At 57.1% G+C, this 21,967-nt stretch carries 20 protein-coding genes and 2 tRNA genes; 12 read left to right on the forward strand and 10 right to left on the reverse strand.

Annotated elements, in window-relative coordinates; translation table 11 throughout:
- Nucleotides 1-31: 31 nt before the first annotated feature.
- From ACP2AU_RS02370 to ACP2AU_RS02380, 3 genes are all read left to right on the forward strand, one after another.
- Nucleotides 32-331, forward strand: a complete 300-nt coding sequence (locus ACP2AU_RS02370) for a YciI family protein (RefSeq protein WP_426374164.1) — start codon at nt 32-34, stop codon at nt 329-331.
- A 122-nt stretch (nt 332-453) separates the two neighbouring features.
- Nucleotides 454-1,122 (forward strand): TIGR04211 family SH3 domain-containing protein, encoded by a 669-nt coding sequence (locus ACP2AU_RS02375; RefSeq protein ID WP_426374165.1) that lies wholly within the window; start codon nt 454-456, stop codon nt 1,120-1,122.
- 4 nt (nt 1,123-1,126) lie between these two features.
- Entirely contained in the window at nt 1,127-1,417 is a 291-nt protein-coding gene (locus ACP2AU_RS02380) for a PilZ domain-containing protein (RefSeq protein ID WP_426374166.1), read from the forward strand.
- Nucleotides 1,418-1,466: 49 nt separating this feature from the next.
- Here ACP2AU_RS02380 and rraA read toward each other — a convergent pair whose 3' ends face one another.
- Together rraA and ppsA are read right to left on the reverse strand one after the other, a co-directional pair.
- A complete protein-coding gene (gene rraA / locus ACP2AU_RS02385) occupies nt 1,467-1,946 on the reverse strand; it encodes a ribonuclease E activity regulator RraA (RefSeq protein WP_426374167.1) in 480 nt (159 codons plus the stop codon).
- A 33-nt stretch (nt 1,947-1,979) separates the two neighbouring features.
- On the reverse strand, nt 1,980-4,352 hold the full coding sequence (gene ppsA, locus ACP2AU_RS02390) for a phosphoenolpyruvate synthase (protein ID WP_426374168.1): 2,373 nt from the start codon (nt 4,350-4,352) through the stop codon (nt 1,980-1,982).
- A gap of 130 nt (nt 4,353-4,482) precedes the next feature.
- Here ppsA and ppsR point away from each other — a divergent pair, with 130 nt between their 5' ends.
- Nucleotides 4,483-5,298, forward strand: coding sequence for a posphoenolpyruvate synthetase regulatory kinase/phosphorylase PpsR (gene ppsR / locus ACP2AU_RS02395; protein WP_426374169.1), 816 nt, complete (start codon nt 4,483-4,485; stop codon nt 5,296-5,298).
- 40 nt (nt 5,299-5,338) lie between these two features.
- Here ppsR and ACP2AU_RS02400 read toward each other — a convergent pair whose 3' ends face one another.
- On the reverse strand, nt 5,339-8,263 hold the full coding sequence (locus ACP2AU_RS02400) for an insulinase family protein (protein WP_426374171.1): 2,925 nt from the start codon (nt 8,261-8,263) through the stop codon (nt 5,339-5,341).
- 99 nt (nt 8,264-8,362) lie between these two features.
- Between ACP2AU_RS02400 and ACP2AU_RS02405 the strand changes: the two genes are divergently transcribed.
- The 3 genes from ACP2AU_RS02405 to ACP2AU_RS02415 all read left to right on the forward strand — a co-directional run bounded on the left by ACP2AU_RS02405 (nt 8,363) and on the right by ACP2AU_RS02415 (nt 11,368).
- Entirely contained in the window at nt 8,363-8,824 is a 462-nt protein-coding gene (locus tag ACP2AU_RS02405; protein ID WP_426374173.1) for a hypothetical protein, read from the forward strand.
- Nucleotides 8,825-8,938: 114 nt separating this feature from the next.
- Nucleotides 8,939-10,219 (forward strand): PEGA domain-containing protein, encoded by a 1,281-nt coding sequence (locus ACP2AU_RS02410; RefSeq protein ID WP_426374175.1) that lies wholly within the window; start codon nt 8,939-8,941, stop codon nt 10,217-10,219.
- Between the two features lie 51 nt (nt 10,220-10,270).
- Nucleotides 10,271-11,368 (forward strand): response regulator, encoded by a 1,098-nt coding sequence (locus tag ACP2AU_RS02415; protein WP_426374177.1) that lies wholly within the window; start codon nt 10,271-10,273, stop codon nt 11,366-11,368.
- Here the strand turns inward: ACP2AU_RS02415 and ACP2AU_RS02420 are convergent.
- On the reverse strand, nt 11,348-12,055 hold the full coding sequence (locus ACP2AU_RS02420) for a nucleotidyltransferase family protein (protein ID WP_426374179.1): 708 nt from the start codon (nt 12,053-12,055) through the stop codon (nt 11,348-11,350). The genes ACP2AU_RS02415 and ACP2AU_RS02420 overlap by 21 nt on opposite strands.
- On the opposite strand from ACP2AU_RS02420, the gene ACP2AU_RS02425 reads away from it, so the two are divergent.
- Complete coding sequence (locus ACP2AU_RS02425) at nt 12,047-12,901, forward strand: 6-pyruvoyl trahydropterin synthase family protein (RefSeq protein WP_426374181.1); 855 nt, start codon at nt 12,047-12,049, stop codon at nt 12,899-12,901. The genes ACP2AU_RS02420 and ACP2AU_RS02425 overlap by 9 nt on opposite strands.
- Before the next feature lie 129 nt (nt 12,902-13,030).
- Here ACP2AU_RS02425 and ACP2AU_RS02430 read toward each other — a convergent pair.
- From ACP2AU_RS02430 to gltX, 3 genes are all read right to left on the reverse strand, one after another.
- Nucleotides 13,031-13,106 (reverse strand) — tRNA-Glu (locus tag ACP2AU_RS02430).
- Nucleotides 13,107-13,113: 7 nt separating this feature from the next.
- Nucleotides 13,114-13,189, reverse strand: a tRNA-Ala gene (locus ACP2AU_RS02435).
- Nucleotides 13,190-13,305: 116 nt separating this feature from the next.
- Nucleotides 13,306-14,787 (reverse strand): glutamate--tRNA ligase, encoded by a 1,482-nt coding sequence (gltX, locus tag ACP2AU_RS02440; protein ID WP_426374183.1) that lies wholly within the window; start codon nt 14,785-14,787, stop codon nt 13,306-13,308.
- Nucleotides 14,788-14,932: 145 nt separating this feature from the next.
- Here gltX and ACP2AU_RS02445 point away from each other — a divergent pair, with 145 nt between their 5' ends.
- A complete protein-coding gene (locus ACP2AU_RS02445) occupies nt 14,933-15,844 on the forward strand; it encodes a zinc ABC transporter substrate-binding protein (protein ID WP_426374184.1) in 912 nt (303 codons plus the stop codon).
- Here the strand turns inward: ACP2AU_RS02445 and ACP2AU_RS02450 are convergent.
- Nucleotides 15,824-16,738 carry an AEC family transporter gene (locus tag ACP2AU_RS02450; RefSeq protein WP_426374434.1) on the reverse strand — a complete coding sequence of 305 codons (915 nt, stop codon included), beginning with the start codon at nt 16,736-16,738 and terminating at the stop codon, nt 15,824-15,826. The two genes, ACP2AU_RS02445 and ACP2AU_RS02450, sit on opposite strands and share 21 nt — an antisense overlap.
- A gap of 319 nt (nt 16,739-17,057) precedes the next feature.
- On the opposite strand from ACP2AU_RS02450, the gene rnk reads away from it, so the two are divergent.
- Together rnk and ACP2AU_RS02460 are read left to right on the forward strand one after the other, a co-directional pair.
- The gene (gene rnk, locus ACP2AU_RS02455; protein ID WP_426374185.1) at nt 17,058-17,444 is read left to right on the forward strand and encodes a nucleoside diphosphate kinase regulator; all 387 of its coding nucleotides are present in this window, start codon (nt 17,058-17,060) and stop codon (nt 17,442-17,444) included.
- A 103-nt stretch (nt 17,445-17,547) separates the two neighbouring features.
- A complete protein-coding gene (locus tag ACP2AU_RS02460) occupies nt 17,548-18,702 on the forward strand; it encodes a cytochrome P450 (RefSeq protein ID WP_426374186.1) in 1,155 nt (384 codons plus the stop codon).
- 60 nt (nt 18,703-18,762) lie between these two features.
- On the opposite strand, the gene selD is transcribed toward ACP2AU_RS02460, so the two are convergent.
- A complete protein-coding gene (gene selD / locus ACP2AU_RS02465; RefSeq protein WP_426374187.1) occupies nt 18,763-19,827 on the reverse strand; it encodes a selenide, water dikinase SelD in 1,065 nt (354 codons plus the stop codon).
- A gap of 68 nt (nt 19,828-19,895) precedes the next feature.
- Between selD and ACP2AU_RS02470 the strand changes: the two genes are divergently transcribed.
- On the forward strand, nt 19,896-21,068 hold the full coding sequence (locus tag ACP2AU_RS02470; protein ID WP_426374188.1) for a trans-sulfuration enzyme family protein: 1,173 nt from the start codon (nt 19,896-19,898) through the stop codon (nt 21,066-21,068).
- Nucleotides 21,069-21,081: 13 nt separating this feature from the next.
- On the opposite strand, the gene ACP2AU_RS02475 is transcribed toward ACP2AU_RS02470, so the two are convergent.
- Nucleotides 21,082-21,885 (reverse strand): SDR family oxidoreductase, encoded by an 804-nt coding sequence (locus ACP2AU_RS02475; RefSeq protein ID WP_426374189.1) that lies wholly within the window; start codon nt 21,883-21,885, stop codon nt 21,082-21,084.
- Nucleotides 21,886-21,967 lie beyond the last annotated feature (82 nt).

Below are 21,967 nucleotides of genomic sequence, written 5' to 3' on the forward strand. Positions count from 1 at the left end.
TGGCCCTAGCCGACAAGATCCCGGAGTATGTATGTATTACGCCATTATCAGTGAAGACATCCCGGACAGCCTGTCACTGCGAAAGCAGGCACGGCCCGCACACCTCGCCAGGCTCGAGGCACTGAAAACCGAGGGACGCCTGCTGGTAGCCGGCCCACATCCCGCTATCGACACGCCGGACCCAGGCGAAACCGGCTTCAGTGGCAGCCTGGTGATTGCCGAGTTTGAGTCTCTGGAAAAGGCCCAGGCCTGGGCCGATGCCGATCCGTACGTTGACGCGGGGGTGTACGCCCGGGTAACCGTCAAACCCTTTAAAGTGGTATTGCCCTGACCGTTGTCAGGCGATTGCCACGCATGAGCGGATTGTAACGCTGGAGTGCTTGAATAGCGTCCGCCTTATGACAGAATTGCGGCTTCAAATCATCATAAACAACACGATCAGGGAACGCACACGTGACATCGCTCCGCCTCATTCTCAGCCTGTTGCTCTTTGCCAGCTCGGTTTCCGTTGCACAAGCACGAACCGTCTGGGTCGATGATCAGCTCTATCTGCCAGTCCGTTCCGGTGCGGGTACGCAGTACCGCATTATTGAAAACGCATTGCCAAGCGGAACACCGTTGGAAGTGCTGGAGGCCGGCGACAGCTACACAAAGGTGCGAACACCCAAAGGCAGCGAAGGCTGGGTGGCAAGCCAGTATCTGAGCAGAGAGCCTATCGCCGCCGACCAGCTCAGACGGGTCAGCCAGCAACTGGATGAAACCCGGAGCGAACTCACGGAGGCCCAGCAGCAGCTGGCTAGCGTTACCGAGGAACGCAACGCTCTTCAAAATGCCGAGAATAACCTTTCCAATCGGGCCGAAGACCTGCAAACTGAACTGAAGCGCATCAAAAACATCGCGGCCGATTCCATTAATCTCGACCGCCGCAACCGGGAGCTGCGCGCAGAAAACCAGAAACTGCGGAACGATCTGGAAGTGCTGACAGCCGAAAACGAGCGCCTTGAAGCCAGCAAGGAATCCGACTTCATGTTGCTTGGGGCAGGCCTTGTGTTCGGTGGTGTGCTGCTGGCCCTGATTATTCCCATGCTCAAACCAACAAGAAAAACCGACAACTGGGCGTAAGGTAATGAAAGATTACTCTGAAAAGCGCGACTTTCACCGGATGCAGGTGAACAGCACCATTACGATCACCGATAATAATGGCGAAACCCATACCGCCATTTGCCGGGACCTCAGTGCCGCCGGAATGCAGGTTGCCGTGGAGCATCCCTTTCAGGCTGGCGAAGAACTGAAAACCCGCATGGAATCGGCGGGAGAGCAGTTTCCACCCCTGGAGACACTCTGCGAGGTCATTCGCTGCGAGCCAGACGGCGAGGGTTACCTGCTCGGGATTAATATTCTCGAAGTCACCCAATAAAAAACGGCGGCCCAAAGGCCGCCGTTTTTGTCTGTACCAGGCCGGCTGGTTAAACCAGCGGCTTCTCGGAGACGATAATGCCGTTGTTATCGGCATACACGTACTGCCCCGGCTTAAACGTCACACCGTGGAAAGTCACGGGGATGTTCAGATCACCAATTCCGCGCTTTTCAGTTTTACGCGGCACGGTGCCCAGGGCCTGAACGCCCAGACTGGTCTGGCCAATCTCGTCCACATCCCGAATGCAGCCGTAGATGATCAGGCCGGCCCAGCCATTGTCTGCGGCTTTCTCCGCCAGCATATCGCCCAGGAGCGCATTGCGCCTGGAAGCACCGCCGTCAACAACCATCACCCGGCCATTACCCGGCAGGCCAACCTGCTCTTTCACCACAGAGTTGTCTTCAAAACACTTCACGGTCACGATCTCTCCGCCGAACTGGCGCACGCCACCGTAATTGTTGAAGCCAGGCTCGACCACCTGCACTTCCGGAAACTCATCACACAGATCCGGAGTAATGATATTGCTCACGTTGTCGCTCTCCTTTTCCCAAAGTGTTGGTGATCAGTCGATCTTTTCGTCGGCCAGGAAGAACCAGGTGTCGAGCACCGAATCCGGATTCAGAGATACCGTATCGATGCCCTCATCCATCAGCCATTTGGCCAGATCCGGGTGGTCCGACGGGCCCTGGCCACAGATACCAATATATTTGCCGGCTTTCTTGCAGGCCTGGATCGCGTTGGACAACAACGCTTTGACCGCGTCATTCCGCTCGTCAAACAGATGCGCAATGATGCCGGAATCCCGGTCCAGACCCAGCGTCAACTGGGTCAAATCGTTGGACCCGATGGAGAAACCGTCGAAGTGTTCGAGGAATTGATCTGCCAGCAGGGCATTGGCCGGCAACTCGCACATCATGATCACCCGCAGGCCATTCTCGCCGCGCTTCAGGCCATTTTCTGCCAGCAGATTGACCACCTGCTCGGCCTCGCCGACCGTACGCACAAACGGAACCATCACCTCTACGTTGGTCAGGCCCATTTCATTGCGAACCTTTTTAAGGGCCCGGCACTCCAGTTCGAAGCAGTCCCGGAAGGTGTCGGAAATGTACCGGGAGGCACCGCGGAAGCCCAGCATCGGGTTTTCTTCATCCGGCTCGTAAAGGGTGCCGCCAATGAGATTGGCGTATTCGTTGGATTTGAAGTCGGACAGGCGAACGATCACTTTTTTGGGTGCAAACGCCGCGGCCAGCGTGGAAATTCCCTCAACCAGCTTATCGACGTAGAAATCGACCGGTGAGGCATAGCCGGAAATCCGCTTCTCTACCGTCTGCTTGATGTCGCGGGGCAGACCGTCGAAATTCAACAGCGCTTTCGGATGCACGCCAATCATGCGATTGATGATGAATTCCAGGCGGGCAAGGCCGACACCTTCATTCGGCAGTGCCTGGAAATCGAAGGCTCTGTCCGGGTTACCCACGTTCATCATAATCTTGAACGGAATGTTGGGCATGGAATCCACGGTGTTCTCGCGCAACTCAAAGTCCAGGGCGCCCTCGTAGATCATACCGGTATCGCCCTCGGCACAGGACACGGTCACTTCCTGGCCGTCCTTGAGTTCTTCGGTGGCATCGCCGCAGCCCACGACCGCCGGAATGCCCAGTTCACGGGCAATAATGGCCGCGTGACAAGTACGGCCACCCCGGTCAGTCACGATAGCGGAAGCCCGCTTCATTACCGGTTCCCAATCCGGGTCGGTCATATCCGTAACCAGAACGTCACCCGCCTGAACCCGATCCATTTCGTTGATGCTGGTGATGATTTTCACCGGGCCACTACCGATTTTGTGGCCGATACTGCGGCCTTCTACCAGCACCTTGCCGGTTTCGTTCAGCAGGTAGCGCTCCATGACATTGGCAGCGGCGCGGCTCTTGACCGTCTCCGGACGAGCCTGAACGATGTAGATGCGGCCATCGTCACCGTCTTTGGCCCATTCAATGTCCATCGGGCGCTGGTAATGTTTTTCAATAATCATGGCCTGCCTGGCCAGTTCTTCCACTTCTGCATCGGTAATGGAGAAACGATTGCGGTCTTCCTGCTCCACCTTCACGGTTTCAACAAACTTACCTTCGCCTGGCTCGGAATGGTAAACCATCTTGATGGCTTTGCTGCCCAGATTCCGGCGCAGTACCGATGGACGCTCCGCTTGCAGGGTCGGCTTATGAACATAGAACTCATCCGGATTCACCGCGCCCTGAACCACGGTTTCGCCCAGGCCGTAGGATGAGGTGATGAAGACCACATCACGGAAGCCGGACTCTGTATCAAGCGTGAACATAACGCCGCTGGAAGCGGTCTCACTGCGCACCATCTTCTGGATACCGGCGGAAAGTGCGACCAGCTTGTGATCAAAACCGTGGTGTACGCGATACGAAATAGCGCGATCGTTGAACAGAGAGGCAAACACTTCTTTTACCGAAGTTCGCACCTGGTCGAGGCCGATCACGTTCAGGAAGGTTTCCTGCTGGCCCGCAAAAGAGGCGTCCGGGAGATCCTCGGCCGTCGCGGATGAGCGCACGGCAACCGCCATTTGCCCGTTTCCGGCTTGCAGTTTGCTGAAAGACTCTTTCAGCGCATTATCCAGTACGTCAGGGAACGGGGTATCAATAACCCACTGGCGAATCCGGGCACCTACCCGCGCCAGTTCGTTCACATCGTTTACGTCCAGAGCATCCAGGGCTTCATCGATGCGATCTTTCAAGCCATCGGTGGCCAGGAATTCCCGGTAAGCATGTGCAGTGGTAGCGAAACCGCCAGGGACGGTAACACCAGCATTGGCGAGATTACTGATCATTTCGCCGAGTGAGGCATTCTTGCCTCCAACCCGGTCTACATCGGACATTCCCAGGTGGTCAAACCAGATAATGTAATCTTCCAAAGCGTGTCTCCCTTGAGTCTGTGTAGCGCGGAGTCTCGAATATGGCGTGTATGATACTGTAAGCTGCGGAAATTACCTAGGGAGGCAACGAAAGACTCCCGAAGACAGTTCAACCGGACCGGACACAGCCATGAAAAGAACCGCGTTTTTTATCTCTGACGGCACGGGCCTCACCGCCGAAGCACTGGGGCATGCCTTGTTGGCCCAGTTCGAGAAAATCGATTTTGAGCGGATTACCGTGCCCTATATTGATGATGAGGAAAAGGCCCGGGACCTCGTCAGTCGCATTAATAAGGCGTCGGAAACCGACGGCGAAAGGCCGCTGGTGTTCGACACCATTGTGAACAGCGACATCCGGGAAATCATCAGTCGCGCCGACGGTTTCATGGTCGACATCTTCGGCACCTTCCTGAATCCGCTGGAGCAGGAACTGAACTCCTCGTCATCCTACACCGTGGGTAAATCGCACGCGATCAACAACGAGGGCAGCTACGAGCGCCGTATCCACGCCGTCAATTTTGCGCTGGATAATGATGATGGTGCAAGAACGCGCCATTACGATGAAGCAGATCTGATTCTGATTGGCGCATCCCGAAGCGGCAAAACGCCCACCTGTCTCTACCTGGCACTGCAGTATGGCATCAAGGCAGCCAACTACCCGATCACCGAGGAAGATCTCGACGACCAGAAGATGCCAACCGCCCTCAAGCCACACAAGCAGAAACTCTACGGCCTGACCATCGAGCCCGAGCGCCTGGCCACTATCCGGAACGAGCGGCGGCCCAATTCACGCTACTCCTCATTACAGCAGTGTATGCATGAAATCGAAGAAATCGAATTGATGTACAGACGGGAGCGGATCCCTTACCTCAACACCACAGCGTATTCTGTTGAAGAAATTTCAACACGAATTATGGTGGCAACTGGGCTGAAACGGCACCGCTAAGAAACCCGGGCAGGGAGCCGCAAGCCCCCTGCCCGGGCCATCAGAGTTCCTGGATTGCCAGGCCCAACGCCGCAGCGGTTCCGCGGTTTTCCGGGCTGGTCACCACGGCCACGTTTGCCGCCTCCGGAGTCAGCCAGGTTTCCGCCACCCGCTTGAGTTCATCCAGGGTGACGCCAAGCACCCGCTCGCGGAAACGCGCCCGCTGTTCCGGTGTTCGGCCAAACAACTGGTTATGGAAGGCGTGTCGGGCCGCTCCTGCCGGCGAGCGAGGCCGGTCCAGCTGGCCGATTACACCCAGAATCGCTTCTTCCAGTGCCTGGGGTTCGTGTTCGGCGGTATACAGCCAGTCCAGGGCGGCGTCGAAATCGTCCAGCGTTTCCGACAGGCGCGGATCCCGGTACGAGAAGAACCGGAAAACGCCATTCACGCTATCCTGGCCGGCCCCACCGCCATAGGCTCCCCCTTTCTCACGAATGGCACGATGCAAATAGCCGTTGCGCAGGAATCCCCCGAGTACGGTCAGTGCAGCTGCATCTGTGTGATCCACGGCGACGGTCCGATAGGCCTTGGCGCAAAAGTTCACCTGCGTTGACGTCAGCCAGGCTTCCCGGGTTCTGTAATCAACCGGCGCCATCGACCATTCGCTCTCATCCGACGCCGCACGGTCGGCCCAGCAGTCTCCCACCTCGCTCAGCATCGGCTTCAGCTGCTCATCCTCGCCAATCAGCAGGAAGTTCCGGCTCTGGCTGCGTATGCGGCTGTGCAGCGCGCCCAGCTTGCTGCAAAAATCGGCAAGCCCCTGCTCATCCTTGAGTTGCTGATCCAGCGCTTTGGTGGCCCGGATACCGGCAAGACCGCCCAATCGGTAGGACAGCCATGCTCCGGAACTCAAGCCCTGGGCTGCGGCACTCATGGCCAGCGCGTGACCGCTGCCGGTCACCGCTTGCTCACGCCGGGCGCGAATCTGGGCAATGATTTCGCGGATACGTTCTTTCTCGTCGAAACGGATACCGGTATACACATCTTTCAGCAAGCGGGTAAGTGCCGCGCTGTTTCGAGCCAGCGCCTTACCGCTGAAAATCAGGTAGCCGGACATAGCCTGAACATCATCGATCCGGCCCTTGGCAGTAAACGATGCGCCAATACCGCCCGATTCCGCCGATATACGGTCCTGCATCTGGAGATAATCCAGCTCGCCACAACCCACCTCGGAAATCAGCGCGGTGTAATAGGGCAGGAGCAGCAACTCCTCTTCTGTCAGAGCCGGCAGCGGCAGTACCACCTGCTGGTACACCAGACCGTTGGTCCCCCGGGAATACACGGTAGCACCGGTTTCCGCGTCGTACCGGCCCTCAGGCTCAGGCATCTGCAGTGGCACATCCCCAAGCCCCACCTTGGGCAGGATAGAATCATCGTCCTTGCGCATCTGGCGCTCTTCCAGCGCCTGCGCTCTCTGCACAATGTGATTGATTTCGTCATCAGACAGCTGAGCCTTGCGCCTGGCCAGGGCATCCTTGATGGCCTGCTGGCGCCGCCCCTCCAACTGTTCATCCGGGCGTAAGGTCAGCGTTACCCGGTGCGGGTTGTCCAGCAACTTGCGGCGAATCAGGCCGGGTACGTAGTCCGGATCTTTGATCTTCTCCCGCAGCGATGCCAGGACCGGCTCAAGATCGAGTAATTCGACAGGATCGCCGCCATGCACCATGGGTGCGATTGCACTCATGATCAGCTGCAAACCATACGGAAACTGGTCACCGGCGATTTCACGCTGATGCAACTCCAACTGATGCAGAATCGCTTCCAGGCGGTCCTGACTGACCCCTTCTTCAATAACGGTCTGCAGTGTTGATTCAATGAGCTGCTCCAGCGCCGCGCGATGCTCCGGCTCACTGCCCTCAATCCCGCAAACAAACGTCATTTCCCGGTTGGAGTCTTCCAGGCCGCACATCGGCGATGGCGCATGGCCGAGATCCGTGGTTTCCAGCGCCCGCATCAGAGGCGATGCGCTGTTTTCCAGTAAGACGGCAGACAGCAACTGGCCTTCCAGGTTTTCCTGCAGGTCGAAGCTGTGCCCCAACAACCAACCCATGACCATATGAGTCTTGTTCTCGGTTCCCTCGCCTTCATTAACGGCGTAGCCCTGCTCCACGCGAACCGGCGCGAACATACGCTTTTCGTCTTTAACCGGCAGCTCAATATCCAGCCGATCAAACCGTTTCAGGGCCAGTTCCTCGAACTTTTCATGATGCTCACGGGCCAGAATATTGCCGTACGTCGCAAATATGGCGTTGCTGGGGTGATAGTGGTGGCGATAGAACTTCAGCAGGTCCTCGTAGTCCAGGTCTACGATGTGGTCTGGCTCACCGCCACTGTTGTAATGGTAGGTCGTTGTCGGGAACAGGTGGCTGCTGAGGTTCTGCCACAGCTGCGAGGTGGGCGCACTCATAGCCCCTTTCATCTCGTTATAGACCACGCCGCGATAAACAAGATCACTGGAGGGGTCGTCCGGTTTCTCGAACTCCAGGCGATGGCCCTCCTGGGCGAAATCAAGCGGGTCCAGTTTCGAGAAAAAAACGGAGTCCAGATACACCGTCAACAGATTATCGAAGTCCTTCCGGTTCATGCTTGCGAACGGGTACGCCGTCCAGTCGCTGCTGGTGAAGGCATTCATGAACGTATTCAGCGACCGCCGGATCATCATAAAGAACGGATCGCGAACCGGAAAACGCTCACTGCCACACAGGGCGGTATGCTCCAGAATGTGCGCGACGCCGGTCGAGTCCATCGGGAAGGTCCGCAAGCCAACGAAAAAGACGTTCTCGTCATTATCCGCTGCCAGATGAAGATGGCGCGCACCGGTCTTTTTGTGACGATACTCCTCAACCTCCAGATTGAGGGTATCAATCCGGTGACTGCGAAGTTTCTCGAAAGCCGGATGGGTTGCGTTATCAGTCTCTGCAGCCATTAATAAATCCTGTGTATAGAACGATTGGAGAATTACAGGGTAACACGTAGTATCGGATATCATGCACCGAACGGACTCAACAAGGTAGCCTGGCCATCCATGACAGAACGCAGCCCAGACACACCCCATATCGACGCCCCGGACGTTGCCGCCTGGTGGGCGGAAAGACGCGACTACCTGGAGCGAATCCGGAAAAGCCCGGAGGTCCGACAACGATTCTGGCGGGAAGTTGCCATTTATCTTCTGCGCCGGCTGCTGTGGTCCTACGGGTTCTTTCCGGTATTTATCGCTTTCTGGCTGCCCTTCGTTCTCGCCAGCTTCAACCCGGTCGTCATGGCCGGCGATCTTATACCGCTACTGCAGGATTTCGTTAACTCGAATCCCGAGGAGCAAGCCACCGCCATCAGCACCCTGATCATTGCCTGGCTCTCCATAGGTACTTTTTTCCTTGTGTTCGATTTTGTTCTGACGCCGTTCCGCTCACCCTATCAATATGAAGCCGATGTCTACATAAAGTCCTGGGAGCAACTCAACCATGAACGACTTCCGGACAAAGTGTGATACGGCCTGCATTCTGATCAAGTTCAGACACTTTCTGTTACATAACGTTGCAGACAGTGTTTAAGATAAAGCCATAACAAAGCATCCGGAACACTTGGATCACGAGGTTTTGTCATGGTCGATTTCAGGCCGCTGCTGTTTCTCAATGCGCTTGCACTCATGCTGCTGGTAACCGCCGGTTTTGCATCGGTTCGCACCAATCCTGCTGCGCCCGATGCCACACCACCCGCCGTTGCCCAGACTGCAGAGCAAGCCACAACCCGGGGCACCTCCGCGCCGGAGCCGGAGCCTGACACCGCATCATCCAAGGTTCAGCCGCCCCCCCCGCCTGCAACGCTAAGTGAGCCCTTCGCCGTTGCCCCCCTGCCCGAGCGCTCCCAAATGGTGGCCAAAGCCGAGCCGGTTACCGCGATACAGCCCCAGCGCGACGTACCAGCAACGTCCCCGAAACCGGAGCCTCCGAAAACCGGCACACTCGTACTGCGTTCCAACGTGGTTGGCGACCAGGTCACCATCAACGGCAAAGCCTATGGCGCCACCCGGCTGGATCTGCAGCTTGACCCCGGCCGCTATGACATCACCATCCAAAAGCCCGGATACCAGTCCTGGAGCGACTCTGTAGCACTTGAAGCCGGCCAGGAAATGACCCTGGTCGGTAAACTCGAGGCCTTTACCACCGTTAATTACCAGGACGGTGAGTGGCGCGGCGGCATAACAACCGGCGATGGCACCTGGGAGGACACATCCGGCCTACGCTACGAGGGGCATTTTGTGGATGGCAAATTTGAGGGTACCGGCACCGCGTGGTATGCCGACGGCAGCCGTTACGACGGTGACTGGAAAGCGGGCCAGCGACACGGTGAGGGTCGCTGGCGCGACGCAGATGGCACCACGTATACCGGGCAGCTCCGGAACGACCAGTTCCATGGCAGGGGCACCCTCACACTTGCCAACGGCGACATACTGACCGGCGCCTGGGAACAAGGCCGTATGAATGGGCACGGCTCTCTCACCACGAGCGATGGCATGCTCTATGTGGGCGGATTCCGGCAGGACGAGTTTCACGGTCAAGGTGCTCTCACCTATCCCGACGGCCGATCTTATGAGGGGGAATTCTCGAATGGTGAGTTCCATGGCAGCGGGTCGGAGATTTTTGCTGACGGGAAAAAATACGACGGCCAATACATGGAAGGTAAATTCCATGGCAAGGGCCTGTTGCGCAACCCCAATGGCAGCTCCATTCAAGCAACATTTCGTCATGGCGAACCCTATGGACAGGTTCGCCTGACTACAGCGGCCGGTGAAGTGTTCACCGCCCGCACTACAGAACCCGGTGTCTGTTATCGGGAGAAAAGCTATCGGGCTACGCAATGCCCGTCTCTGGAAGGCTGGTAATTACCCGGTCACAGCACACACGCGTTTGCAGTAACAGGTTGAGGTAGTGACATGGCAATCAAAAATGCTCTGCTGGTGGACGACTCTAAAGTTGCCAGATTTGCTTTAAGCAAACTGCTCGAGAGTCGGGACATGGAAGTGAACATGGCAGGTTCTGCCGAAGAAGCGCTGGATTTCCTGAAAAGCCATAACCGGCCAGATGTTATCTTTATGGATCACCTGATGCCCGGTATGAATGGCGTGGAAGCCACCAAGGCCATCAAGAATGACCCTGAGACTGCTGACATTCCCATTATCATGTGTACATCCAAAAAGTCCTCGACTTTTATGGAGGAAGCCCGCAATTTCGGTGTCTATAACATTCTCACCAAGCCCCCGCACAATGAGGGCCTGAACCTGATGCTGCAGCAACTGGATACAGACGTCACAGAGGGCAATGTACCGGAGGCGCCATTCGCGATGAATGGTCATAATCCGGAGACACTCCAGGACGAGCCCATAGACATACCAGGCGATGCCGCTGTGCAGATGTCCCCCAAAGCAGACAGCAACCACAACGGCCAGAGCCAGGCAAACGTCGTCCCCCTGACCAGCGACCTGATTGAGCAAATTGCTCGATCGGCGGTAAAAACCCACATCAATAACCGCCTGCACGAACTGCTGAGCTCTTTGTTCGATGAACAATTCGATCACCTCAAGCGAGCGCTCGATGAGACTCGCCAGAAACAGGAAGAAACGATTGAGCTGCGCCTGGAATCACTTTCCAGAGTCCTGGACGAGCGCACCGTCAACCTGCGCGATGAGGTGGCTGCAGAAGTAAACCTTAACCTTGGCCGTGAGCTGAACTCCCTGAAAAAAGAACTGTCCAGAAATGCCGGGTTCACCGCCGAGCACATGGCAGAGCTGAAAGACCACATTACCAGCGTACAGACCATCGACACCGAATTCTGGCAAACTCTGCAGTCCGAAGCGATCCAGCAGGCTCACGAAATCTCGCGGGAGACCGCAGAAGACATTGCCCAGCGCACCATAGACCTGTACGTATCCCAACAACGCTCTGCCAACTCCAGAATCTACACCGTTGGCCTGGCCGTCAGCCTGAGCATTTTCAGCGTGGGTATCGCATGGCTATCCGGCCTGTTCGGTTAACTGCCGCCGGACTTTCAGCCAATCCTGAGGGGTGTCGACGTCCTGTTGCACCCCGGCAATATCAACCGGGTTTGCACCCACGAGATTAAGAACCCGCCCGGCTCCCACATCCCCTTCAAGAGCACGCAAATCCTGCCAGAGCGCCTTCGGTATCCAGGCCGGCACGCCAACCCGATTGCCGTAACGGGCTGCCCAGGCAACATCGGGCCGGCGACGGGCGCTTGCCGATAACGTGCCAAGCCCCTCGCGCGCCAGCAATGGCTGATCAGCCAGCAAAACAAACACCCCCAGAGCCTCTGCCGGCAGGTATTGCAGCCCCGAGATCAGTGAAGAAGACAATCCCTCCGCCCAGCGTCTGTTATTTATCCAGACCGCTGGAACGCGCCGACAGCGAAAACGCACCAGCGGGTAACCCGCACCGGCCACAACCAGAGTCTGCGCCGACAACTGCCGCGCCTGCCCGATGGCGTGGCTCAGCATCGTGGCACCTCCCGGCAGCTGGAGCGCCTGCTTCGGGCGCCCCATGCGGCTTGCCTTCCCGGCCGCCAGCACCAGTGCCGGAAACTGCGGATCCTTACGTCTGGGATTCGTGTTTATGATTCTTCTCCTGAACCTGCTGATTTCGGCGATTTTTGCTAGAATTCGGCCTTCATGCAACCTGACCACGCCGGAACTTTCATGGACCACCTGTTTGTTGACAACCTCACCGTCATTGACTTCGCCTATCTGGACCCTACTCGCGGGCTTGTGGGTGAAAGCTGGATTGCCGACGTGGTCCTCGGGGGCGAGCTGGACGAGCAAGGCATGGTGTTTGATTTCAGTAACGTCAAACGCACAATCAAGCGTGTCATTGACGAGCGAGTAGACCACCGGCTGGTGATTCCCCGTGGCTACGAAGGCCTTCACTGGAACGAGGACAGCCCCCACACGTTCCGCTGGTCACTCACCGGCGGCGGGGTTATCGAACACACTTCACCAGATGAAGCGGTGGTCTGGCTGTCGTCGGACCGTGTACTGCCATCGGCCGTCGCGCGCCTGCTCGAAAGTGAACTGAAAGCCGTTCTGCCCGGCAATGTCACTTCAATTGAGATCAGTCTGCGCGAAGAAGTTATTCAGGGCGCTTACTATCACTACGTGCACGGTTTGAAGAAACACCTGGGTAATTGCCAGCGTATTGCCCACGGCCACCGCTCACCTATTCGTATCGATCGCAATGGCCATCGGGCCTATGACCTCGAGCAGCACTGGGCGAACCTCTGGCAAGACATCTATGTGGGAACCGAAGAAGATGTCGTGCGGCGCTTCATTGGCAACGACGGCCTGGCCTACATTACCTTTGAATACGAAGCCAACCAGGGCGAGTTCGCCCTGACCCTGCCCGAACACCGGGTTTATATGCTCGATACCGACACAACCGTAGAATTGATTGCCGCGCATATTGCCGACGAACTCAAAAGCGAGTTTGCGGGTGACGAGGTTCGGGTAAAGGCTTTCGAGGGGGTAGGCAAAGGCGCCATTGCCGTAAGAGCTTAATCCGGCGCAGACCCCATTGGCGCGCCCTTTGATGGGGCGCCGCCAATTCGGCTTATTCCAGACACAAAAAAACCGCCCGAAGGCGGTTTTTTTGATGGCTATCCGGCGGACTAAACCGTCAAGCCTAATTGGCGTCCCCTAGGGGGTTCGAACCCCTGTTGCCGCCGTGAAAGGGCGGAGTCCTAGGCCACTAGACGAAGGGGACTAGAAATTGGTGGAGCCAAGCGGGATCGAACCGCTGACCTCAACACTGCCAGTGTTGCGCTCTCCCAGCTGAGCTATGGCCCCTCAACGGATGCGTATATTAAGGATCCGACCTGGGGGCGTCAACCGTTAATTTTCACTTTTTTCCATTTTTCTGAACATCCCTGTTCAGACCGATTACTTCTTAAACAAACCGCTCATCAAATGTCCAAAGCGGCGTATTCCTTCTCGACTTTCTTGGTTTCTTTCTTGGAAAAACCGCCCATCACCTCCAAAGCATGGCGCAAACGAGAGCGCGTCATGTCCGGCCCCATCAGCGCCATAGAATCCATAACCGACCAGGAGTTGGGGGTGCCCGCAATGGCAACGAAGATTGAGAACATGAAATCCCCCATCTTCAAATCCATCGCCTTTGCCAACGCCTTGATATCGGCAAAGATCGAATCCTTGCTCCAGTGGCGCTGGGCCTCCAGCTTCCAGAGCGTGAACTGCAGCACACGTTTAACCTGAGCCTCGTCGAGTTTCTTGTGCTCGAAATCAGATGGGCTGAGGTCCAGCATGCCACTGAACATGAACTGCGCCATAGGCGCCACGTCTGCAAAGACCTCGGCACGGCCTTTGATATGGGGCACCAGTGCCTTGAGCGCGTCCTCGTTAAACCACCACTGGCGCAGTCGGGCCATAAACTGCTCGTCAGTCAGTTCTTCGCGGATCCACTGGCCGTTCAGCCAGCGCAACTTCTCAACATCAAAGACCGGGCCACCCAGTGATACCCGCTGGATATCAAAGTTCTCGATCATTTCATCCAGCGTGAACTTTTCCCGCTCATCGGGCATGGACCAGCCCATGCGCCCCAGATAGTTGGTCACCGCTTCCGGCATAAAACCCATGCGCTCGTAGAAGTTAATGCTGGTGGGATTCTTACGCTTGGAGAGTTTGCTCTTGTCCGGGTTGCGGAGCAGCGGCAGGTGGCAGAGCTCTGGCATATCCCAGCCAAAATACTCGTACAACAGCTTGTGCTTGGGTGCAGAGTTGATCCATTCCTCACCGCGCAACACATGGGTAATCTTCATCAGATGATCATCGACCACGTTGGCCAGATGATAGGTTGGCATGCCGTCGGATTTCAGCAAAATCTGGCAGTCCACCTGGGCCCAGTCAATCTCGATGGTGCCACGCAGCATATCCTGAATCTCGCACACGCCCTCATCCGGCACTTTCATGCGGATCACGTAGGGTTCACCCGCCTCGAGGCGTTGCTTCACTTCCTCGGCAGACAATTCCAGGTCGCCTTTAATGCCTGGATTCTGCCCCGCCGCCTTGCGCTCTTCACGAATGGCATCCAGTTCTTCAGGCGTGCGGAAGCAGTAAAAAGCGTGCCCGGCCGTCACCAGATCCTCAGCGTACTGCGCGTACATATGTTTGCGCTCAGACTGGCGATAAGGACCGTAGTCACCACCCACATCGGGGCCTTCATCCCAGTTGAGCCCCAGCCAACGCAATGCAGTCAGAATATCATGTTCGGATTCCGTCGTGCTTCGAGCCTGGTCGGTATCTTCTATGCGCAGGATAAACTGGCCACCGTGCTGCCGAGCGAAACAAAGATTGAACAAGGCCACGTAGGCGGTACCAACGTGAGGATCGCCAGTGGGCGAAGGGGCAATTCGGGTACGTACTGTCATGAAACCATCCTGAAAATAAGTGGCCGATTGATAAAGGGCGCATTATAGCGGCCATACAGCCATTTCGCATGACCGGCTTTTGCACTCATCATCCCAGCTGTTATATTATAACATTACAAACACATTCAAGGACCCAGCTTCCGCCATGCAGCAGAATCTCTCCTCCCTCGTGGCCGGGCTTTTGGCTCTGGCCGTCACTGCCCCGGCTTCGGCGACCAGCGTCGTCGCTTCTATCAAGCCGGTGGAACTGCTGGTAAAGGCCGTCGCCGGTGACAGCGTTGAGGTTTCAACCCTCCTGCCGCCGGGCTCAAGCCCGCACCACTACAGCATGAAGCCCTCCCAGCGAAGAGCCCTGGAGCAAGCCGATGTTGTCTTCTGGGTAGGCCCGGATATGGAAACCTTCCTGGAGCGGTTACTCGACGGCAAAGAGTTTTCAGGCCGTGCCGTGGCTTTTCTGGATAGAGAAGTCCGGGCAAATGGCGCCGATGAACACGAAGCTGATGGCCACGATCACCATCACAACCATGGTGATGGCGAAGACCCCCATATCTGGATCGACCCGATACGGGCTCTGGAGATGGCGGGGGACATTCGCAACGCCCTGGCAGACATGGGCGGCGTTGATATGGAATTGCTGGACGCCAACCTGGCGCGATTTGAAGCGGATCTGCGAGAGACCGAAACGCGTATTCGCGCCAGTTTCTCAGGGCTCGATACCATCAGCCTGTTTGCCTATCACAGTGCCTTTGAACGATTCGCGGACCACTATGGCCTCAAACTCGAAGGCGTGCTGACGCTGAATCCGGAGTTATCACCGGGGGCCCGACATATCGCTGAAGTCCAGAGCAAACTTGCAACGGCAGAGCAAGCCTGCCTGCTCACCGAGCCACAGTTCAACCGGCAGTGGTGGCGCTCGATTACCGATGGCCTGAATGTGCAATTCAGCACATGGGATCCGCTGGCAACAGATATCAAATCAACGCCAACCGGCTATCTGGCCTTTCAGCAATCAATCGCCGATTCGGTCCTGGAATGCTTACCAGAGCAGGCTGAGTAGCAACGGAATAGACACCATTGCCAACAAGGTTTGACCGCTGATGATCCCGGCCATCAGCGGGGCATCCCCGCCAAGTTGGCGGGCCAGAATGTAGGCAGACGTAGCCGTTGGCAAGGCCGCCAGCAAAACTGCCACTTGCACCAACAGGCCCTCCAGCCCGAGTATCCAGGCCAATCCCGCCGTGGTCAGAGGAAACGCGACCAACTTCAGGGCCGACGACACGATAAACGGTAAAGAACTCCCACGCAGGGCGCTGAGGTGCAACCCGGCACCCACACACATGAGCCCCATCGGCAAGGCCAGGTTGCTCAAAGGTTCCAGAATACCCGCAAGCAAAGGGTGAAAGCCTATGCGGAAATAGCTCCAGCACACGCCAATGACCGAACCCACGATCAGGGGATTGGTCACAATCGCCCGCACAACACCGCTCGCATTGATGCGCTCACGCCCCGCCACCAGCGCAAACATCAAAATGCACAATAAATTCAACAGGGGCACCATGATCGCCACCGCAATAGCCGTCAGCGAAAGCCCTTCATCGCCCAGCAGCATCCCTCCTGCAGCCAGGCCCACGTAGGAATTAAAGCGAATTCCGCCCTGATACACGGAGGAAAATACCGGCCCGGACCACCGCCAAAACCATTGCGCGGCAACCAACAACAGGCTCATCGACAACAGCATGGCAATAATGAGTGTTGCGGTATCGGTGTATGCGGAGGGAGGCAACCGCGCCTGCCCCAATTTGAACACCAGCATGGCGGGAAACAGCACATAATAGGTGAAGCGCTCGGCACGGGGCCAGAAATCCCCACCGGGAAAATCAACACGGCGCAACCCATGGCCCAGCAAAATCATGACGAACACAGGAATAAGAGCCTGGACAACCACCGGCATCGACATTTCTCCATTCCATTTTGTGGCGAGTCGTTACGACACGGTTAACAGCCGGAGGACACTAGCACAGAATTTCAGCAAGTTCGTAGTTGCCATTTCTCGCACCCAAGGGTAGATTCAGGGTCTCAACAATTCTTCAGGCAAAGTGCGATTTCCGTGAACATTCCTGGTTCAGGCAATTACACCCATTCTCTGGCACTGCGATCTTCCCTTGGGAACATCGGCAGGGCTGCTATCCGCCTCTGATTCCGCTGAATCCCCCGCACTCGTCCGGATTCAGCGTTTAAACAACATCCTTTATTTTTACCCGGAGATTCCTATGGCTGAATTACCACCCATTACTGTTGCAGAAGAAGACTATAACCGCCTGAGTACCCTGCTCGAGCGCGTTGCGGGCCAGTCTGATGTGGCTGACAACCTGGAAGACGAGCTCAGCCGCGCCGATATGGTGCCCCTGGCCGATATGCCGGAAGGCGTGGTCACCATGAATGCCCGCGTGCGCTTTCTGAACGAGGATACCGGCGAGGAACACGAAGTGGCGCTGGTATACCCTCATGAGCTTGGCGACGGCGACCACAAGGTTTCCATTCTGGCGCCGGCTGGCGCCGCCATGCTGGGCCTGAGCATTGGCAACAGCATTGAGTGGCCAATGAAGGGCCGAAAGCCTATTCACCTGAAAGTGATCGGCGTGATTCGAAACGCATAAGCATTTCCCCTTACCTCATGGGGTTTTTGATATTTCTCCAAGGACAAAACGGCCTCCGGTGGTAGCATCTCTTCAAGTGCAAACCACACGCTAAGGAGGCCGCATGACAGCCCCGCATCGCGACGACTGGAACCCCCGCGCAGCCAGTGTTCAGGACAACCAGATTCAGGCTTACGACACCATGCGCAGAGAATGTCCGGTAGCCTGGAGCGAATATCAGCAATGGACTTTGTTCCGATATGCTGACGTCATGCGGGTGCTCGAAGACCCTGAAAGCTTCAGTAATGCGGTCTCGGCTCACCTCTCTGTACCCAATGGGATGGATCCGCCCGAGCACACCCGCTATCGTGACGTCATCGAACCCTATTTCGCACCGGAACCCATGGCCCGCTTTGAACCGGTATGCCGTGATGTCGCCAGACGCCTGGTGCAATCGATCCAAAAAAACCAACCGCTGGATGTAGTCAATACCCTCAGCCGCCCGTTTGCGTTGCAGATTCAATGTGCCTTCATGGGATGGCCAGAAAGCCTGCATCAACCACTGGCCGACTGGGTTCTGAAGAACCACCGGGCCACGCTGGCAGGAGATCGCGCCGCGATGGCAGAGGTTGCCGAGGAGTTTGACGGCTACATTCGCGGCCTGCTGGATGCCCGGCGCCAACCTGACGGCACGGCCAGTAACGATGTCACTACACAGCTCATGCGAGAACAGATCAACGGCCAGCCCATGGACGATGAAGAACTGGTCAGCCTGCTCAGAAACTGGACGGTGGGAGAGCTGGCCACTATTTCAGCCAGCGTCTCTATCCTGATCCACTATCTGGCTCAGCATCCGGGCCAACTCGACGCTTTGAAAGCCGCGCCGGATACGTTATCCAGCGCTATTGACGAGATCCTCAGAATAAACGCCCCACTTATTTCCAACCGACGCATAACCACTCGCGAGGTTGAAATAGGCGGCCGAACCATTCCCGCGGGTGAGAAGATTACGTTGCTTTGGGCTTCCGCCAACCGGGATGAGGATATTTTCGGAGATCCGGACCAGTACTGCCCCCATGACAATGCACCGAAGAATCTGCTTTACGGTGCCGGCATCCATGTGTGCCCAGGTGCGCCGCTGGCGCGGCTGGAATTGAATGTGTTTATGGAAGAACTGCTGAAACAGATTGATACCGTAGAGCCGGTAGCGAGCGAACAGCCCGAATTAGCCCTGTTCCCCGCCGGCGGATTCAACTCTCTGACTTTGGTTTTTCGATAAGGTTAGAGCAAAAAAGCCGCAGCGGAGCCATTCCGGTGCGGCTTTCTCCTACCCCGGAGATCAATCCTCGATAAACACCAGGCTCTCGTCAGAACCAGCAGCCTCCAGGCGTCCCAGCGGCTTGAGATCCAGGCCATGATCACGCGCTGCGGCCTCAAAGGCATCCCGACTGTCCGGTGCAACGCTGACCATAAGGCCACCACTCGTCTGCGGGTCACAAAACAGTAACTTGTCGGTATCGGTCATGCCAGAGATAGCCTCACCAAAGGCAGCAGCATTACGATGGGTGCCTCCGGGAATGCAATCGGCCTCAATGTAGGGCTTGAGATTGGGCAGCACCGGCACCGCCTGGCGACTGACGATGGCGGCCAGGCCACTGCCGCGGCAGATTTCCAGCAGGTGGCCGGCGAGGCCGAAGCCGGTGACATCGGTCATGGCATTGACCCCATCCACCTTGGCAAAGGCTTCTCCTACCTTGTTCAGGGTTGCCATACTCTCGACCGCTACTGCCAGATCCCCGGCTGTCACCTTACCCTTCTTCGAGGCGCTGGTCAGAATGCCCACACCGAGCGGCTTGGTCAGATAGAGAAGATCTCCCGCTTTGGCGGTGTCGTTGCGGATGATGCGATCCACAGCGACCTGGCCTGTTACCGCCAGCCCGAAAATCGGCTCTGGTGAGTCAATGCTGTGGCCGCCGGCCAGCGCAATACCTGCCTCGGCGCATACAGCGCGGCCGCCGTCGATAACCTTGCCAGCGATTTCCGGTTCCAGCTCATTCACCGGCCACCCCAGAATGGCGATGGCCATAACGGGCTTGCCGCCCATGGCATAGACGTCGCTGATGGCATTGGTCGCGGCAATGCGGCCAAAATCAAACGGATCGTCGACCACCGGCATGAAAAAGTCGGTGGTACTGATAATGCCCACACCATTCCCCACATCGGCAACCGCGGCGTCATCCCGGCTGCTGTTTCCCACCAGCAGGCGGGGGTCGTTAAATTCCGGGGCATCAGTGTGAAGGATGCGGTCCAGTACGTCGGGTGCAATTTTGCAGCCGCACCCGGCACCATGGCTGAACTGAGTCAATTTGATGGACAAAGCGTCTTCCTTCTTTCGGTTGAGCATCTCGAATGTCGTCACAGTACGCAACAGTCTACAATGCAGCTCACTCTCCGGCCACCAAAGGAGCAACCATGACGAACCCGGATCATCCCGGCCCAGCCACGCGCATCATTCACAATCGACGCCACCGAGATGCGTTTGGCAGCCCGTACTCGCCCGTTTACAACACCACAACCTACCGGTTTGAAAACACAGCCCAGTTGCTCGACGTGATTGAACGTCGCACCGAAGGCAACCTGTATACCCGGTGGGGAACCAATCCCAGCATCCAGGAACTGGAACAAGGCCTGGCCGGCCTGGAGCAGGCAGAAGCGGCACTGGCATTCGCCTCCGGTATGGCGGCGATTTCAGCCACTCTGCTGGCCCATGGTCGCCAGGGTATTGTCTGCGTAGGGGATCTCTACGGCGGCACCCAGGAGCTGCTGATCAATCATTGCCAGGCTTTGGGCATTCCCGTCACGTTTCTGTTCCGGGAAGACGTGGGCCAATTAAAAGATGCCCTGACTGAGCCCGGCAAGCTCGTGTACTTCGAAACACCGGCCAATCCGAATATGGCCATTCTGGATATTCGCGAGATCGCACAAACTGCCCACAAGCACGGTGCCCTGGTAGCCGTGGACAACACCTTTGCCAGCCCAATCAACCAGAAACCGCTGGCACTGGGCGCAGATCTGGTTTTGCACAGCGCCACGAAATACCTGGGGGGCCATAGTGACCTGACTGCAGGCGCATTAATGACTTCCACTGCTTTGGCACAGCCCGTAATCGCCTGGCGCAAAAATCTTGGTCAATTGATCTCGCCCGAAACCGCGACGTTACTCGCGCGCAGCCTTCGGACTCTTCCGGTTCGCATTCGGCAGCACAACGACAATGCCATGGCCGTGGCCGAAGCCATGGAACAACATCCGAAAATCACCAAGGTTCATTACCCCGGCCTACCTTCGTTCGAGGGCCATGAACTGGCGAAACAACAAATGAGCGGCTTTGGTGGTATGTTGAGCATTGAGGTCGCCGGCGGCCAGCAAGCGGCACAAGAAGTCGCAGACAGGCTGCAGGTTTTCCTTCTGGCCACCAGCCTGGGTGGTGTCGAAAGCCTGGTCAGCCAGCCCAGTGCCACCAGCCACCACGGCCTTAGCCGGGAGGAACGGCTCAAACGCGGCATTGGCGATGGTATGCTGCGCCTGTCCGTTGGCCTGGAAGATGCGGAAGACCTGATCGCCGACCTTAATCAGGCACTCTCCTGAGGCTTGGATCGCTTCAGCGGCTAACGAGAAAGTCAGCAAACTTGCGGGTAAGCGCGCCAGGCAAAAGCTTGTTCGTGAACCAGAGCCCCCTGGCTCGCCAACCCGGGATAATCATAAAACGGCGGCGGTCGATACCTTTGCGAATCTGCGCCACAGCAACATCCAGAGGCAAGGTGCCGGCCATCAGCTTCAGCGCTTCGGTTTGCCTGGGGCGGTTCAGCCGCTCGGCCTGCACCATAGGCGTTTCCACTTCCGGAGGGCACACCACAGACACATCAATGCCCCGGCTTGCCAGCTCGATGCGCAACACCTCGGCAAGCCCCACCACTCCATACTTGGAAGCACAGTAGGCTGCGTAGCCGTAGCAGCCCACCAATCCGGCCATGGAAGCAACCATCACCAGGTGCGCACCCGCTTTCATATGGGGCAGCGCACCAGCCACCACATTGCGTGTGCCCACCAGGTTGATGTTAATCACCCGGGCATAGGCATCGTCGTCTATGGCTTCGAAATCGGCCGCAATGGCAATACCCGCGCAATGAATAACCAGGTCTGGCGGTGAAGACTCCGCCGCGGATGCAAAGGCCTCTCTCACTCCGCCCGGTTTGGTTACGTCCATGGCGAACGCCCGAACGAAGGCCGGCTTGGCTATGGCCGCCAACGCCTGCACTGCGGATTCCGTGGGCTGAATATCAAACAAGGTAACCGCCGCTCCTGAACGCAGGTAAGTCCGCGCCAGTTCCAGGCCAATACCACTGGCACCACCGGTGATGTATACCTGCTTCTCAGAATGCTTGTGTGCCCTACCACCCGTCATACCGCACGCTCCGCAAATCGTTATTATCCCGCCAGCCTACCCCCGGCCAGCATAATCCTCCATGCCTTCAATGCCGGCCAAT

The sequence above is a fragment of the Marinobacter sp. VGCF2001 genome (assembly GCF_049943275.1).
Taxonomy (GTDB): domain Bacteria; phylum Pseudomonadota; class Gammaproteobacteria; order Pseudomonadales; family Oleiphilaceae; genus Marinobacter.